Source organism: Paraflavitalea soli (genome assembly GCF_003555545.1).
GTDB lineage: Bacteria > Bacteroidota > Bacteroidia > Chitinophagales > Chitinophagaceae > Paraflavitalea > Paraflavitalea soli.
The window spans coordinates 172,897-189,677 of sequence record NZ_CP032157.1 but is presented as its reverse complement, the minus strand read 5'-3'; the positions used below and the strand labels follow the sequence as shown (position 1 = coordinate 189,677).

The 16,781-nt window shown below is 49.8% G+C and carries 12 protein-coding genes; 7 read left to right on the top strand and 5 right to left on the bottom strand.

Going from position 1 to position 16,781, the window contains the following annotated elements; genetic code table 11:
* The first annotated feature begins 82 nt into the window (after positions 1–82).
* A complete protein-coding gene (locus tag D3H65_RS00720; protein WP_119048424.1) occupies positions 83–271 on the top strand; it encodes a hypothetical protein in 189 nt (62 codons plus the stop codon).
* A 117-nt stretch (positions 272–388) separates the two neighbouring features.
* Entirely contained in the window at positions 389–2,788 is a 2,400-nt protein-coding gene (locus tag D3H65_RS00715; RefSeq protein WP_245999653.1) for a TonB-dependent receptor, read from the top strand.
* On the opposite strand, the gene D3H65_RS00710 is transcribed toward D3H65_RS00715, so the two are convergent.
* The 4 genes from D3H65_RS00710 to D3H65_RS00690 form a co-directional block, all read right to left on the bottom strand.
* Positions 2,785–5,157, bottom strand: coding sequence for an outer membrane beta-barrel protein (locus tag D3H65_RS00710; RefSeq protein WP_162915319.1), 2,373 nt, complete (start codon positions 5,155–5,157; stop codon positions 2,785–2,787). The genes D3H65_RS00715 and D3H65_RS00710 overlap by 4 nt on opposite strands.
* Before the next feature lie 80 nt (positions 5,158–5,237).
* A complete protein-coding gene (locus D3H65_RS00705; RefSeq protein WP_162915318.1) occupies positions 5,238–6,383 on the bottom strand; it encodes a DUF4932 domain-containing protein in 1,146 nt (381 codons plus the stop codon).
* 365 nt (positions 6,384–6,748) lie between these two features.
* Entirely contained in the window at positions 6,749–7,840 is a 1,092-nt protein-coding gene (locus tag D3H65_RS00695) for a helix-turn-helix domain-containing protein (protein ID WP_119048420.1), read from the bottom strand.
* 50 nt (positions 7,841–7,890) lie between these two features.
* Positions 7,891–8,709: a class I SAM-dependent methyltransferase gene (locus D3H65_RS00690; RefSeq protein WP_119048419.1), complete on the bottom strand. Its 819-nt coding sequence runs from the start codon at positions 8,707–8,709 to the stop codon at positions 7,891–7,893.
* A 380-nt stretch (positions 8,710–9,089) separates the two neighbouring features.
* On the opposite strand from D3H65_RS00690, the gene D3H65_RS00685 reads away from it, so the two are divergent.
* From D3H65_RS00685 to D3H65_RS00670, 4 genes are all read left to right on the top strand, one after another.
* Positions 9,090–9,413 carry an RNA recognition motif domain-containing protein gene (locus D3H65_RS00685; protein ID WP_119048418.1) on the top strand — a complete coding sequence of 108 codons (324 nt, stop codon included), beginning with the start codon at positions 9,090–9,092 and terminating at the stop codon, positions 9,411–9,413.
* 116 nt (positions 9,414–9,529) lie between these two features.
* Positions 9,530–9,985, top strand: coding sequence for a cold-shock protein (locus tag D3H65_RS00680; protein WP_119048417.1), 456 nt, complete (start codon positions 9,530–9,532; stop codon positions 9,983–9,985).
* A gap of 270 nt (positions 9,986–10,255) precedes the next feature.
* A complete protein-coding gene (locus D3H65_RS00675) occupies positions 10,256–11,671 on the top strand; it encodes an aldehyde dehydrogenase family protein (RefSeq protein ID WP_119048416.1) in 1,416 nt (471 codons plus the stop codon).
* Positions 11,672–11,682: 11 nt separating this feature from the next.
* The gene (locus D3H65_RS00670; RefSeq protein ID WP_119048415.1) at positions 11,683–12,483 is read left to right on the top strand and encodes a helix-turn-helix domain-containing protein; all 801 of its coding nucleotides are present in this window, start codon (positions 11,683–11,685) and stop codon (positions 12,481–12,483) included.
* 118 nt (positions 12,484–12,601) lie between these two features.
* On the opposite strand, the gene D3H65_RS00665 is transcribed toward D3H65_RS00670, so the two are convergent.
* Entirely contained in the window at positions 12,602–12,898 is a 297-nt protein-coding gene (locus tag D3H65_RS00665; RefSeq protein ID WP_162915317.1) for a hypothetical protein, read from the bottom strand.
* Positions 12,899–13,328: 430 nt separating this feature from the next.
* Between D3H65_RS00665 and D3H65_RS00660 the strand changes: the two genes are divergently transcribed.
* Positions 13,329–16,475 (top strand): DNA polymerase III subunit alpha, encoded by a 3,147-nt coding sequence (locus tag D3H65_RS00660; RefSeq protein WP_119048413.1) that lies wholly within the window; start codon positions 13,329–13,331, stop codon positions 16,473–16,475.
* The last annotated feature ends 306 nt before the right edge of the window (positions 16,476–16,781 follow it).

The following is a 16,781-nucleotide window of genomic DNA, read 5'->3' as shown; positions in this document are numbered from 1 at the left end:
TGATCGCCCAATACACCTGCATAGTGACCGGCATTGCCGGCAACTGGCAATGAGCTGCTCAAAATAATCCCTGTCGGGCAGGTTGCGGTCCCATACAAAGAAAGAAAGCCCGGTAGAGGCCCGGAAGCCCAGCGATCATGTTTCCTTTCCCAGCATCTTTATCCCCGTGCTCATCTATATCACCAGGCGCATCAGGAAAAGCATGCTCCGGCTGAAAGCGCAGGCCCTGTGGCTGGAAGAAGATTTTATTCCAGGCAAAGCGCATCATTGAAAACCACTGTTCTCAGGCGCTTTTTATGATTTCCCAATTGCGTAAACAGAATTTCCGGTTGCATACAGCATGAGCCTCCTGCCACGGCTACCTTGCGCACATTACTAAATTCAGACTATGCATATGCAACGCTACGCAGCTTTATTACTGGCCGGTCTTTGGTTGATCGCGGCCATGCCCGCCTGGGCGCAGCCGGGCACAGGAAGCATTAAGGGACATATTACTACGAACGATAACAAACCCGCAGCCTGGGTAACGGTACAATTGAAAGGAAGCAAGAAAACGGCTTCTACGGATGAGCAGGGGCATTTTACCCTGCGCGGTGTAAAGCCGGGCAGCTATGAGCTGGAAGCAACACTGGTGGGCTATGAAAGTGTTGTGAAAAGTGTGACGGTGGAAGAGCATAAAACGGTGACGGTTGACCTTTCCATGCGTGTGTCGAACCAACAGCTGGAAGAAATTATTATCAAATCGAGCCGGGGCGTGTATAATGCAAGACAAGGGTCGGCCTCTCTGCGGCTGAATGAACCGCTGCTGGAAGCACCGCAGAATATACAGGTAGTCACCAGCGCCAACCTGGCCGATCAACAGGTGATCAGCATGAGTGATGGCGTGATCCGCAATATCAGCGGCGCTGTGCGCCTGGAACACTGGGGCGATCTCTATGCCAATATCCACATGCGCGGATCGCAGATACAGGCATTCCGCAATGGCTTCAATGTGGTGAGCTCTTTCTGGGGGCCACTTACGGAAGACATGAGCATAGTGGACCATATCGAGTTTGTGAAAGGACCGGCAGGCTTTATGCTCGCCAATGGTGATCCCAGTGGTCTGTACAATGTAGTAACGAAAAAGCCCACAGGCCAAACCAGGGGAGAAGCCTCTTTTACGGTAGGGAGCTTTGATATGTACCGTACCGCGCTCGACCTCGATGGCAAACTGAGTAAGGAGGGACGTTTATTGTACCGCCTCAACCTGGCTGCGCAGAACAAAAAGTCATTCCGCGATTATGAATACAACAACCGCTATACTTTTGCCCCGGTGATCTCTTACCAGATCGATGAGAAAACAAAGCTCACAGCAGAATACAACCTGCAAAGCGCGAAGATGTCGGATGTAGGTTCATTTTATATTTTTAGTCCCAGGGGATATGCCAGTCTGCCCCGCAATTTCACCCTCATGCAGCCGGGCCTGGAACCCACCAGGATCAACGATCATAGCATCACGCTCAACCTGCAGCACCAGCTAAGCGATGACTGGAAACTCACCGCACAGGCTGCTTATTATAATTATCAGCAAAAGGGCACCAGCATGTGGCCTGCTTCTGTCAATCCAGATGGAAAAATGATCAGGAGCGTAGGCATCTGGGATGCTAAAAGCGAAATGACCCTGGCGCAGGTATTTGTAAATGGTACTGTAACCACGGGCCTCATCAACCACCGTATACTTGCAGGCCTGGACATGGGCAACAAGGAATACTTTGCCGACTGGTCGAAATCGCACGCACTGGATTCTGCAGGTGCTGAATTTGATCCGGCCAATCCTTTTTACGGCGCGCCGGTGAATGGTTTTCCGGTGTGGGACCGCAGTGTGGATATCGAAACAAGGGCTACGTTGGGCGGTGGTACGATCAATCAGCGTTATTCGGGTTTGTACATATCAGATGAACTGGGATTCTTCGACAATACGGTAAGGCTTACACTGGCAGGGCGCTACACGTTTGTAAAGCAATCCTCCTTTGGCGGCAGCAATGAAGAAGCCAAACGGGTGACACCCCGGATTGGCCTGAGTGTATCCCTCGACAGGAATACTTCGGTGTATGGTTTGTACGACGAAGCATTTGTACCGCAATCCGGCAGGATCAGAAATGGCGATAAAGTACGGCCTATTACCGGCGGCAATATTGAATTTGGCATTAAAAGGGATTGGTTCAACGGCCGTTGGAATACCACCGCTTCTGTTTACCGTATCATCAAAGACAATGAGCTGACGGCAGATCCCAATGAAGCACCCACTTCGGGCTATAGCATTGTGGTGGGACAGAAAAGAGCAGAAGGAATAGAATTTGATGTAAGGGGTATCATTGTGAAAGGGCTGAGTGTGGTGACCAACTATGCTTATACCGATGGCAAATTCACGGATGCAGCGGAAGGTACAGGCTTCAAAGCAGGCGATGTAGTACCTGGCTTTGCCAAACATACCGTGAACAGCTGGGTGAATTATAAAGTATCTAATGGTTTCTTGAAAGGAGCTGGTATCTCCGGCGGTTTTAGCTGGCTGGCAGACAGGGCTACTTCAGACTGGAGCGAAAACCACAACCAACAAACCTTGCCGGATTATTTCAAGCTGGATGGCGGTGTATTCTGGGAGAAAGGCAAGATCAAATTAACGCTGAACGTTTTCAATATCCTGGACGAATACCTGTACAGTGGCAGTTACTATGACTGGCTGAATGCGTATTACTGGCAAAGTGAAGCACCGAGGAATCTGCGGTTTGGGATCGCGTATAAATTCTAGGGAGTTGTTTCGGGCACTACGAAGGCCGGCTTTTTCTCTTCGGTACGCACGGTGCCAAAATTGTATTTCAAGGTAATCCCTACCCTCCTGCTGTCCTGTATACGGGCACCTGACACCTGTACCGGCCCCTGGTTGATGGTAAATAACGACTTATTGGTTTTGAGGAGATCGTTGGCTGATACAATAATGTTTACCTTATTATGAAAGGCATTTTTAGTGACACTCAGGTTCAGCTGTCCCATTGTCTTCAGTTCATTGAATAACCTGAACCCATTTACATACATCCATCCGTTGAGGTTAAAGCTCATCGTAGGTGAAGCTTTGAGTGAATGACCGGTGAAGAATGACCAGCTGGTTCTTTTATACTGCAAGGGAGCTCCCTGGTAAGCACCCTGGTAATCCACATAATTACATTGCACACCCATGTACATAAAATATTTACGCCCCGATGGCAGTCCACCGAACAAACGTGCATATAATTCCCGGTAGCTGCCAATATTATCCCAGGTGCGGTAAGCGATGCCGGTTTGTTCATCTTTGTAAGTAACCCTGCTGAAAGCACAGCTGGCATCATTCATGCCGATGGCAAATACGGGAAAATCATCGTAGGTAGCATTCACTTCATAATTGGCCGTGAGTTGGGGCTTCAGGGCACTGTTGCCGGTCTCATAGGTATACTGATCAATAAACCGCGGAGCCGGGTTGAGGGCATCAAAATCGGGCCGGGTAATACTTTTTCGGTAGATGGCGTTGCCGGTAAGGGGATAGCCAAATATGGTAAACAGGTTGCGCCTGATGTATAAATAAGGAAAGAGATCATTGCGCTGAATGCCAAAGGAGGCAGGGCGGGGTATGGACTGGTTGCCGGTAATGGCTGTATTTTCAAAACGGAGCCCGGCCTTCAGGATAAATCCGTATACCCGTTTGGTCAATTGAGTATAGGCCGAGGTGATATTGCCGGTGTATCGATAAGCAGTGGTTTGAAAGGTATCGGGTACAACAGGTGCACCACCCTGTTGGCTAAAGTAATGGGTTTCGTTTTTGTCTGTAGCACGGCTTAGTTTAAGACCCGCTTCCAGGGTAAGGCGATAGAAAATACTCAATGACAGATCGGACTTGAAGTTTACTGCCTGTGCATGATGCGACAGGCTTCCATAACCCGCTATGGGTGCATGGGCAGGAAGATCGTAATTGGTAGCATAGGATTGCGTACCGCTGCTATTGAACCTGGTATATTCAACCTCGTTGGCCCACACGCTGCTCGCCGAATCTATTTTGTACCGCATGGCCAGGGTATTGGTGAGGACGGTTGATCTTCCTTTGTTATCAATGGCTGTGTGGCTATCCATAAAAGCGTGCTGGTCACCCTGCTTGCTGATCTCATTGAGGCTAATGGCCTGGTTGTTATCGCGGGTGCCGGTAAAACGCAGGTCATACGTGAGGTTTAGCTTTGGGGTCCAGGCAAAGTCCAGCCCCGCGCCCACATAATGGTTGCCTGAAAAATACTTCGTAGTAGAACTTTGCGCCAACAGTGTATCGGCCTGAAGGCGGCGATCGGAATTGATATCTTCATAATAATGGCGGTGCATGTACTGGTAGGTAAGATAAGTCCTCACCCGCCCCATGCCTTTGGTGAGGCTTAGTCCGGCCGAAGCGGCGCCATATACACCCTGATCATAGCGGACATTAATATTCCCGGTAGTACCTACCGACATGCCTTTTTTCAATACGATATTGACGATACCCCCACTGGCAGCTGCATCATACATGGCAGAAGGGGTGCGTATGATCTCAATTTTACTAATGCTGCCAGCAGGCAGGCTTTTTAGAAAAGAGCTGATATCGCTGGCGCTCATTTTCATTTCGCGTCCATTGATGTACACAATAGCCGGTGTGGTACTGTTGAGGTAGATATTACCGTCCTGGTCTACAATAGCGCCCGGTGTTTTTTCCAATAGCTCGTAGGCATTCGTACTGGTATTGGCCAGCATTTCTGCATGGATGATCGTCTTATCATCTTCCTGCGTCACCAGCCGCTTGGCCGACACGACCGTTACTGCTTTTAGTGTTGTATTCTTACGCTGCAAGACCAGACTGATGTCGATTGGCTGCTCTCCCACCGCCACCTGTTTTTCCAGTTGCTCAAATCCTGTAGCCGATAATTTTATCAAATACTTCGTATGGGGCGCCACCATCAATACGGCAGGGAATTGCCGGACCACCAACGACTGCAGCAATAAGGTATCGGGTAGGGAATATAGTTGCAGGGTAACACCGGGGAGCGTATCCTTTTCCAGCGTGGTGGGGGTTACCTGCAGCTTTACCTGTTGGGCCTGTACGCCTATTGTAAAAAACAACAATAGGAACACAAGTCCCTTTTGACATAAGATGTTACCTGCTTTCATCATTACCTGACTCCAAAATAAATAAAGCAGGTAACATTTTATACTTATGGTTGTGTTTTTAGTTTTTCCATAGCATTGATCACCGCCTGCTGGTAGGTGATGCGGGGATCGCGGTCATATTTTTCCAGTTCGGCAATCACCAGCGGCAGGTGTACAAAGCGCCGCCCTTCCACATAGTATTTCAACAGCCGTTCGGCCGATGCCTGGCGCCCCAGCTTCCGGGCAATGACCACTTCACCGGCCCTTACAAAATATTCATACAGGCAGGCACTCCAGGTATTGTATCCCTGGTTTTCCATCGCTTCCCTTACGGGGCCAAAGAGCCGTGCTGTTTCCTTTACAAGCGCCGGTGGGATCAACGCTACCGCCGGATTGGAAAAGGAATGCCCAAACTCATGCGTACTCAGCTCACGGATATGGTTGGAATCGGCAAATCCCATGTTCAAAGCAGCCGTGTCGCTGAACTGCTGCAGGGCAAAAGGACCAAAGAGGTTCATGATGGTGGTGTTACCAGCTGCAGTGTAGTTAACCCCAAAGGCCATGCCTGCAGGAATGGTAAGGCTGGGGATAAGTGCATACCGCGCAAATGACTGGCGGTAGTACTGCTCCATGGTGGTAATGAGCCGGGCATCGGGCAATACAGACCTGATCTCGGACAATGCCTTTTCATAGAAGGGGACATGATCCCGGAAATACACTTCAAAATCCATGGCCTTGTACAAGCGGTTGGCAGCTGCTACAAATTCAACAACCTCTTTGATGGAAGCGGCGCTATCGCCCTGGCGCAGGAATGGCCGCAGATAGGGCCCATCCTTTTCCGGCCTGATCACAGCCCTGGGAAATTCATCGAGGTGAATGAGCAACCGCGCAAGGATACTTCCTTCCGACCGTTCGCCAAAACCTGCCATGATCAGCAGGTCGGGATGGTTGACAAATGACTGGTACTTTTTGTACAGCGACAGATCATAGGCAAACCAGTCCCCCTTTCTTTTACCATCCGGCATCCGCGCATTTTCCTGGTTGGCCTCTGCCGCCATGGAACCCATAAAAAATACTGCCCCCAGAAATTCAATGTTCTTATAAAACTGTATCCCGATCTCTTTATTCCGGGCAGTGGACCTGAAAGGCTGGCCTGCTGCCAGGGAGGTCATCAATAAAAAACAAACACCTGCCATCATGGATCTTTTCATAATTGTGCTTTTGCCTGCAAAGAAAGCAAGCGACAGCATCGGCAATGCGCCAGGTGGTGCAGTACAGGTCCAATGATCGGTTCTTTGGACCTATTGGCGTTGAGAAGCCGGCTAAAGGGGTGGGTCGCCCTTTCGGGGCGGCTCTCCCTGATCTAAGAAGCCTGTCGAAGCCGGCTGAAAGGGTGGGTCGCCCTTTCGGGGCGGCTCACCCTGATCTAAAGAACCCTGTCGAAGCCGGCTAAAGGGTGGGTCGCCCTTTCGGGGCGGCTCACCCTGATCTAAAGAACCCTGTCGAAGCCGGCTAAAGGGTGGGTCGCCCTTTCAGGGCGGCTCACCCTGATCTAAAGAACCCTGTCGAAGCCGGCTTATTGCCGGAAATATTGGGAGGGCGACTTGCCCGTATGGTCTTTGAAAACCTGGTTGAAAGATGATTTGGAACTAAAGCCCGCTTCGAGCGCAAGGGCCAGGAGCGTTTTATGGCGCTCGGCAGGGTCATTGATCTTACGGATCACTTCCTGCACGCGCCAGCCATTGATGTAGTGGTGGAAATTGGCCGCATGGTACGTATTGATAAGGTAAGATACATAGCGGCCGGGGAGGTTTAATTCGCCGGCCAGTTCATCGAGCGACAACTTGGACCGTTTGTGCAACCCTCCCTGTTCAAATACCCCTTGCAGGCGGATCAATTCCTGCTGGTCGTTCCAGGCGGCAAAAACAGGTGGTAGCGGCAGTTTGCTTTTTACAGCAGGCGCCGCCTTTATGGTGGGCGCCACTTCAAAGAAAGGCAAGCGGGCATAGGACAGGAAACTCAATGTAAACAACACGAGCACCAGCACCAGTTCAATAGCCGTAAATACCGGCAATAGCAACACCGCATCGGCCACCCACAGCACCGTTAACAGGGCAAGCAGGATAAAAATGGATAAGAGACGGGCCGGGTGCAGGCCGGTGAAAGCGGCAGTCCCTGACGGCTGCCGCGCGCAAGCCACCAGCCTGCGCGCACCTGCGATCATGACCAACAGCATCCACAGGGCTGGTACGATCTCCGTGGCCAGCCACCAAGCTTTAATATTGAGCAGGCTGATGGGCGCCACACTATACCGGTTGTAGCCCCAGGTAATGGATTCCGTAATGATCTCGATCGCCGCAGGCAGGTACCACAGCGCGTGCTTTTTGCGGAAGGTAAAACCCGTCACCGTGTTGGACAAGGTAAACAACCAACAGGAAGGAGGTATCAGCAGGTATGATCCCAGGAGCCAGAAGGGGATCAGCCCGGGGGCGTGATGATACCCTACCTGCATGCCCCATACATTGAGCACTTCCAAAGAAAGCACCAGCAGCATGATACCCAGGAAAACCCGGGAACCATGTTTTTTATTGGGCAATAGCATGGCTACACTCAGAAAAATGCCTTGCGCTGCCGCTATCAGCAGGATACCTGTTTGCCAACTTTCCATGACTAAGGAGTTGGCCTAAAAATAGTCAAAAATTGAGGAGTAATGATGACCTACGCTACCTGTTCATTCTTATGCAATACAAAACTATAATAGATGAGTGCATTTGACTGCAGGTCCTTGTGAATGCGGGAACCTTTGGTGCCGGCAAACTGGTTGAAAGCAGGACGCATCCAGCCGGCAATATGTTGTTTGATCCTTTCCTGTTTTATATGGTCTTCTTTTTCGATGGCATCGATCACATTCGTGGTGATGTTCTCTTCGGAGATCATTTGCAATCCACTCCCTTCCAATTGTCCTTTCAGCTTTTCCATGCCTTCGGGGCCGCGCAGGTCCGTACATAAAAATACGCCGCCGGGCTTCAGCACCCTTTTCACTTCTGCGAGGAAACGGGGCACCGAGCCATAGGCATGTGAGCTTTCCACATTGATCACCACATCAAAACTATCATTGTCAAAAGGCAGCTTTTCGGCATTGCCCTGCCTGAATTCGAGGTTGCTTTCCTGGTGGTGCTGCCGCGCCAGGCGCACGGCATTTTTAGCAATGTCCATGCCGGTGATGCGGGCAGGTCCCAAATAGCGGCTGATATAGCTGGCGCCGCCGCCACGGCCACTGCCTACTTCCAGCACATGTTTGTCTTTGATGGGCGTCTTTTGCGCCAGGAAATGGTATAACTGTATGGGATAACGGTTGATCTCATCTTTGGGCTGCAAGGTCAAAGCCAGGTGCTCGCCCCCTGGTGTGTAACCATAATTCATGAAATGCCAGTCATGGATCTTGAAATACCGGGCCAGGCCTTCATACACAGGTTTCCAGATCATTCTTCTAAAGGCGGGATATTCTGTCAGCGACAAAAATGCTTTTGCAACCATACTATATTTGTTTTAAATTAAACATGCCCGAAATGGAGGGAACGAATGACCGGTTGCCGGAATATACACGCCATACACAGGAGATCGCAATAGCAGCAGGATCATTACCGGCAACGCTACGTTTGATTGGTATGGTAAGATAACCAATAAAATGCATACATAGGCCAGTGAAACAGGCGCTAAATGCCACATAAAAGGTTAAAAATCACCCCACCGCCTGCAGCAGGGGGAAATAATGGGGGTTTTATGGCTAATTAAGCCTATCTTTGGAATATTCGTTTGAGCTTGCATCCAGTATTGTCATTAATCTGCTATTAAGCTGCATTTTTATATCCTTACTTCTTGCCTTACTCAGATATCACTTTTAAAAAGTTGTATACATGAACATTTATGTTTCAAACCTGGCATTTACTATCCAGGATGAAGAATTGAAGAATTTATTTACACCTTACGGTGTAGTGAGCTCTGCAAAAGTTATTAACGACAGGGAAACCGGTCGTTCCAAAGGTTTTGGTTTTGTGGAAATGGACGACAGCAAGTCTGCCCAGGAAGCTATCAGCCAGCTGGATCAGTTGACGATCGAAGGCAGGCAGATCAAAGTATCAGAAGCCAGGCCCAAGCCCGAAAGGTCTTTCGGTGGCGGCGGTGGCGGTAACAGCCCATTCAAGAGCGATAACGGCGGTTACAACAAACGCAAATGGTAATAACCAGGCATAGATAGGTCCGCGGGCGTCCGCGGACTTATTACCAACCCGTTTATTATTTAATCATCAGTACATCAACAATAATCCTGTACTACAGGAATCACTAAATTTATACTATGGCAAGATCCCAGGAAACATTTAACAAAAGAGAAAGAGAAAAACAGCGCATTAAGAAAGCACAGGAGAAGCAGGAGAAGATGAAAGAGCGCAAAGAGAACAAAGAAAAAGGTACCAGCCTCGAAGACATGATGGCTTACCTGGATGAAAACGGTAATCTAACTACCACACCACCCAACCCCGGGCAAATCAGGAAGACCTTCCGCCAGGAAGAAATTCAGATCAGTGTTCCTAAACAGGAAGACAGACCAGCAGAAGAAGCCCGAACGGGCGTCGTTGCTTTTTTCAATGACCACAAAGGATTTGGCTTCATTAATGACGCACAGACCGGCGAACGGATATTTGTGCATGTCAACAATTTATCGGGCCCTATCAAGGAGCATGATAAAGTAACCTTCGAAGTAGAAAGAAGTCCCAAAGGCTTTGTAGCCGTAAACGTAGTACTGATCAAATAAGGAAGCTTTTGTAATGATGAACCGGCAGCTCACTGCCGGGCATTCATTGCACCTATGTCGTTCTCCCCCAATTCCCGGGCCTTCTCTTGGCTCCGGGCTGGATCGTTATGTATATACCTGCCCGCTCCTTGTTTTTTGCTCACCACCCCTGTTCCGGATGAACTTTTCAACAAACAAATCTGAACTTTGCAACAAAGCTCCCTGCCCTGGCATGCCCGAACTTTGTACCTGAAGATCACCTCAAACCGGTCTTTGTAAAAAATGAACAGTATGAAAACCATCAACCAGGTATATATCAACGGGCAGTTCACTACGCCACATGGCGAGGAAGTATTGGAACTCCTGAACCCCGCCACGCATCAATTGCTCCACCAGGTAATACTGGGCGATGAGCAGGATGTACTGGCGGCGATAGCCAGCGCGAAGCAGGCTTTTAACAGCTTTTCAAGGACCACTAAAGCACAACGGATGCAATACCTGCAACAGTTGCATGATGCCATCATCAAAAGGGTCAACGACCTCCAGGAAGTGACCATCGACGAATATGGGGCTACCCGGCAACGGGCCCTCTGGTCCAACCGGCTGGCCGCAGAAACCTTCCTGCTGTTTAAATCCCTGCTGGCAGATTATTCTTTTGAAAAACAAGTGGGCGGCTCTACCGTGGTGATGGAACCACTGGGTGTAGAAGCCATCCTCACCGCCTGGAATTCCAATTCCGGCTCCATCTGTGTAAAACTGGCGGCCGCCATCGCTGCAGGCTGTACCGTGGTGATCAAACCCAGCGAATTCAGCGCCGGGCAAACGCAGGTATTAGCCGAATGCTTTCATGCCGCAGGGTTGCCGGCCGGCGTCATCAACATCGTGAACGGCCGGGGCAATGTGCTGGGCCCTGTATTAAGCAGTCACCCGGATGTGGCCCTCATCTCCTTCACCGGTTCTACGCAGGTGGGTAAGCAGATCGCCCGTAATGCCATCGACACCATGAAACGCGTGACACTGGAGCTCAGCGGCAAATCGCCCAATATCCTGCTCGATGATGCCGACCTCGCAACAGCGGTTCCCCTGGCAGTCAATGCCGTTTTTAACAACAATGGCCAGGCTTGTATTGCCGGCTCGCGCCTGCTGGTACCGGAACATTTGTTGCCCACTGTAAAAGAGATGATCCTTACCATTGTGGGGAAACTCAAAGTAGGCGACCCGCGTATAGACAGTACCGATATCGGTCCGCTGGCCAGCGTGCAGCAATATGAGCGGATACAGCAGTATATCCGATCGGGCATAGAGAGCGGAGCAGAATTGCTGATCGGCGGCCCGGGCAGGCCGGATGGTCTTTCGGCCGGTAATTATGTAAGACCTACTGTATTTGCCAACGTGACACCCGATATGAAGATCGCACAGGAAGAGATATTCGGACCGGTGCTCAGCATCCTCACCTACCGTACCGAAGCGGAAGCCATTGCCATGGCCAATGATACTATTTACGGATTACTGGCCTATGTAAGCAGCAGCAACGAGGCGCGTGCCCTGGAGGTGGCCAGGCAACTGAAGGCCGGCCGGGTATTGATCAACACCTTGAAACACGATCCGCTGGCCCCCTTTGGCGGATACAAACAATCGGGTATAGGACGCGAAGGCGGCATCTATGGCCTGGAGGCCTGCCTCGAACCCAAAGCCCTTATCCGTTAAATCAAAACAGTATGAACACAGCCGCCACCGCATCGCCCGCAAGGATCGCCCTCAATTGTTATAGTGACAAGCCTATTGAAGGGGAAGCCTTTGTAGCCGATCATGTATTCAGTTATATCATCAGCGGCACGCAGGACATGTGGCTGGGCAACAAGACCTGGTCTTTCAAAGCCGGCGATTACCGTTTTTTCCGCCGGAACCAACTGGCCAGGTATGTGAAGCGGCCCGGCCACGATGGGTTCCGGTCCATATCAGTGCACATCGATCAGGCTACACTGAGAAGCATGCGGGAGGAGGTGACGATCTCTTCCTCCGGCCACTTTACCAATGATCCTTTGCAGTTGCTGTCACCCAACCATTATTTCAGCAGCTTTATTGATTCTTTATCCCCTTACCTGAAAAACGATAGCGCGCTCAACAGCCGGATCATCCCACTCAAAGTAAAAGAGCTGGTATGCATCCTGCTGCAGACCAACCCGGCGCTGGGCCAGCCCTTGTTTGATTTTACAGCACCCGGCAAGATCGACCTGGAAGCTTTTATGCATGAACATTACCGGTACAATGTAGACCTCAGCCGGTTTGCTTTTCTAACCGGCCGGAGCCTCTCCACCTTTAAACGGGATTTTCAGAAACTATTCCAGGTTACGCCCAACCGCTGGCTGGTGCAGCGGCGGTTGCAGGAAGCCCATTACCTCATCAAAGACCAACACAAAAAGCCGGCAGATATTTACCTCGACCTGGGCTTTGAAGACCTCTCCCATTTTTCATTTGCCTATAAAAAAGCCTTTGGCAGTGCGCCGACACTACACTAAAACGAAAAAACCATCCGGATGGATGGCTTAAACTCTCCCCTTATCGAGAATTTGGTTTTTCAAGGATCGCTCGGATGAACTGTGTAACAAAGGAAAAGGCTAATGGAGCAAACTCTTATTAATAGCTATTGTTTTTTTCTTTTTTACTGGTATCTGTTCTTTGGGACAGAAACTGTCTTTCAACAATACCATAAATAACATCCATCTTCACACCGATCAACTCGCTGATGGCACTGATCTCTCCTATTTCTAATGTAGAAAGATGACTACTGAGTCGTGTTAAGCGGCGGGTGCTGGAATTGAGGTCGGCGGCTATTACACTTTTAGGAGCATATTGAAATATCTGCGAGAACTCGGTTATCTTACCGGCTTCAATCATCGTCTTTATTACATCGTATCTATTATCCTTATGCATGCAGGTTGATCGACAAAGTAACGCATAAGTTGATCGGTTCGCTGTGTCGATCCGTCTTAAATAAAATGTCGATGCGTCACTTTATTTGTAACACTTCGTTACATTCCTGGTACGTAGCGTCCTTTCTTGCACACTTACCATCATATCAATATTACAAACTATCCTTTTAAACTATTTTACATCTCTACCCATCTTCCCTGAAAGGCTTATTGGGACTGCATTAGCAGCGACTCGATTCCTGCTCACGGTAGCCCTTATTTGATCTCCGCCGGTCTCCTTTGTAACAATAGTACAGATTATACTATTGCTAATTTATTTAGTACGTTTGTATTCCAAACATTCCAAACAACATTACCTGGCATACAGCACGTGTAACCGAAAATGGTTACCGGCATTGTATTGCCCTAACACCAACAGATCAAGCGGCAGTATGTACCTCAATTGTAAAACATATTTCAGTTTAAAATATGGCACCTTCACCACAGAAGCATTGGTGCAGGAAGGCCTTGAAAAAGGCGCTACCGCCATGGCGCTTACCAATATCAATAGCACCGCCGATGCCTGGACCTTTTACAAAAAATGTATTGACCATAATATTAAACCCATTCTCGGCGCAGAGATCAGGAATGGCGACACCCTGCTCTATATCCTGTTAGCAGCAAACAACAAAGGCTTTGAATGGATCAATACATTTATATCAACGCACCTCCGGGAACAAAAATCATTTCCCGCTGCCACCAGCACTACTTCTTTCTTTTATAATCATGCAGATGGGTTTGTTATTTACCCCCTGCATGCCAAACCCATCGACACCTTGCTGCGGCATGAGCTGATGGGGGTACAGCCTTCCGAGGTCAATAAGATATACAGCATTCCTGCCGCCCACCGCGATAAGCTGGTGATCCGCCAGCCTGTTACCTTCCGCAACCAGGACCAGTATTATGTACACCGCCTGCTGCGCGCCATGGACCACAATGTGGTGGAATCAAAACTGTTGCCGGAAGCTATTTGCGGACAGGAAGAATATTTCCTGCCGCAGGAAGCCATCTTCCGCGCCTTCAAAGATCACCCGGGCATTATGACCAATACCCTGCGGCTGTTGGATGCCTGTAACCTGGAGATGGATATGGCCACTCCCAAGAATAAAAAATATTTCACTACCTGTAAAGAAGATGATTCGCAATTGCTGCGCAAGCTGGCCATTGATGGTTTGCAGCAACGCTATGGGTATAACAAAGCAGCGGCCGAAAGAGTACACAAAGAACTGAAGGTGATCGATGAGCTGGGCTTCACCGCTTATTTTCTGCTGGCCTGGGATATTATCCGGTATGCCAAAAGCAGGAACTTTTACCATGTAGGACGCGGCAGCGGGGCCAATAGTATTGTGGCCTATTGTCTGAAAATAACAGATGTGGACCCCCTGGAGCTGAACCTTTATTTTGAACGTTTCCTCAACCCCGAGCGTACTTCACCACCTGACTTTGATATCGACTTCTCCTGGCTCGACCGCGATGAGATCATCGATTATATATTCAAGCGCTATGGCGAGCAATATGTAGCCCTGGTGGGCGCCTATGTTACTTTCCAGGAACGCGCGGTGGTGCGCGAACTGGCCAAGGTATTTGGTCTTCCCGAATCCGAGATCCACGGACTATCGGCTTTGCCTTTCGTTACCCCCGAAGCTTTTGAAGCCTGGAATACCCTGCGTGCCCATGCCGGCAGTATGGACGATTATCATAAAGGCGTAGCCCATTACCAGGCTGCGGACAAGGCCATCAACCACAGCGCCATTATCGACCGGCTGGGCCGCAAGTACGGACTTACCGGTGAAGCGATCGCCGCCCTGCAGCAATCGCCCATGGCGCTGGGCGTGGTGGAGGAGATCGTATGGAAGATATTGTACTATAGCCCTTTCATCCACGATTTTCCGCAGCATATCAGCATCCATGCGGGCGGCATGCTCATCACCGAAAAACCGATACATGCCTATACGGCCACCTTCTTTCCACCGAAAGGATTTCCGACCACACAGATCGATATGCATGTGGCAGAAGATACGGGGCTGGACAAGCTGGATATATTGAGTCAGCGCGGACTGGGACATATCAAAGAAACCGTGCGGCTGGTGTATGAGAACCAGGGCGTGCGGGTGCATATAGATGAAGTAGAGCAATTCAAGAAAGACCCGCTGGTCAAAGAGCGGCTGAAGACCGTCAACACCATAGGGTGTTTTTATATTGAAAGTCCGGCCATGCGGCAATTGCTGAGCAAACTGCGCTGTGATACCTACGAGGCGTTGGTAGTGGCCAGTTCCATCATACGGCCGGGCGTGGCCAGCAGCGGTATGATGCGGGAATACATTACCCGCTACCTCAACCCGCGGTCCACACTCTACCTGCACCCCATCATGGAAGAGATACTGGGTGAAACTTTTGGGGTCATGGTGTTCCAGGAAGATGTGATGAAGGTGGCCCATTATTTTGGCGGGCTCACCCTGGCGCAGGCCGATACCCTGCGGCGGGCCATGAGTGGCAAGTACCGCAGCAATAACCGGTTTGCCATGATGAAAGACCAGTTCTTCCTCAACTGTTCGGTAAAAGGATATACCGAAGAACTGACTGCAGAAGTATGGCGGCAAATGGAATCCTTTGCAGGCTATAGTTTTTGTAAAGCCCACTCTGCCAGTTTTGCCGTAGAAAGTTTCCAGGACCTCTACCTTAAAACCTATTTCCCCATAGAGTTTATGGTAGGCGTGATCAATAATTTCGGCGGCTTTTACAGTACAGAACTGTACTTCATCGAGCTGCGCAAGGCCGGCGGCATCCCGCACCTGCCCGGTGTAAATACCAGTGAGTATATGACCACCCTGCAAGGTAAAGAGGTATATACCGGGTTCGTGCACCTGAAAGCCCTGGAGAAAACCGTGGCCCTGCACCTGATCACTGAAAGGGAACGTAATGGGGCCTACCTGCACCTGCAGGATTTTATAGCACGCACGGCCATCAAACCTGAGCAGTTGAATATCCTTATATCGGTAGGCGCTTTCCGGTTTACCGGCAAATCGAAAAAGCAATTGTTGTGGGAGGCCAACTTCTTACAAAAGCGGTATGCGGCCCCTGCCCTGCCCCATACCTTATTCAAAGAAAAGCCGGTGGAATTTCAATTGCCCGACCTGCAGGATCATCCGGTAGATGATATGTACGATGAGATGGAAATACTGGGTTTTCCTTTCCGGAATCCTTTTGAGCTGATGGAGGAACAACCTGTCAAAGGCCTGCCTGCCAGCGAACTGCCGCAATACCTGCGCAGGCAGGTGGATATGATCCTGTATTTTATCGACTACAAAGTAGTGCCTACCGCCAATGGCACCCATATGGCCTTCGGCGCTTTCCTGGATGGGTTTATGGACTGGGTGGATACCGTACATTTTCCGCCTTCCTTCCAGCGATACCCCCTGAAAGGAAAAGGATTTTACCGGGTGCGCGGGCTGGTGGTGGAAGATTTTGGCCACTACAGTGTGGAAGTGCTGTTCCTCGAAAAACTGGGTTATAAACAACGTACTTACGCAAATCTATAGATCGTATGCTGCTTACCAGCCAGCGTCATATTGCGCACTTTGATTTGGATACTGGTGCAAGGCATGAGTCGGGAGTTGGGAGCTTGGAGTGAAGACGTTGCTAAGTGACTTTGTGATTATGGGCTGGAATGGAAGTGCTTTCAATGGATGAGTAGTTAGGGTGTGCCTGTATGGACGTGAAGGTGGGCAATGCAGTGGTGTTGGAGGCAGGTAGTATGTGAGATGTATCAAAGGGACACCCATAGTTGCATCTGCCTCCAACATTAGGTTTTATGCAAGTCGGGCTTGACCTTGTAACATCAGCAA

Excerpts from the sequence above, each read along its gene's own strand:
- D3H65_RS00715 (WP_245999653.1), top strand. The coding sequence starts at position 389 with ATGCATATGCAACGCTACGCAGCTTTATTACTGGCCGGTCTTTGGTTG.
- D3H65_RS00695 (WP_119048420.1), bottom strand. The coding sequence starts at position 7,840 with ATGGAAAGTTGGCAAACAGGTATCCTGCTGATAGCGGCAGCGCAAGGC.
- D3H65_RS00680 (WP_119048417.1), top strand. The coding sequence starts at position 9,530 with ATGGCAAGATCCCAGGAAACATTTAACAAAAGAGAAAGAGAAAAACAG.
- D3H65_RS00660 (WP_119048413.1), top strand. The coding sequence starts at position 13,329 with ATGTACCTCAATTGTAAAACATATTTCAGTTTAAAATATGGCACCTTC.
- D3H65_RS00690 (WP_119048419.1), bottom strand. The coding sequence starts at position 8,709 with ATGGTTGCAAAAGCATTTTTGTCGCTGACAGAATATCCCGCCTTTAGA.
- D3H65_RS00670 (WP_119048415.1), top strand. The coding sequence starts at position 11,683 with ATGAACACAGCCGCCACCGCATCGCCCGCAAGGATCGCCCTCAATTGT.
- D3H65_RS00675 (WP_119048416.1), top strand. The coding sequence starts at position 10,256 with ATGAAAACCATCAACCAGGTATATATCAACGGGCAGTTCACTACGCCA.
- D3H65_RS00665 (WP_162915317.1), bottom strand. The coding sequence starts at position 12,898 with ATGCATAAGGATAATAGATACGATGTAATAAAGACGATGATTGAAGCC.
- D3H65_RS00685 (WP_119048418.1), top strand. The coding sequence starts at position 9,090 with ATGAACATTTATGTTTCAAACCTGGCATTTACTATCCAGGATGAAGAA.
- D3H65_RS00705 (WP_162915318.1), bottom strand. The coding sequence starts at position 6,383 with ATGAAAAGATCCATGATGGCAGGTGTTTGTTTTTTATTGATGACCTCC.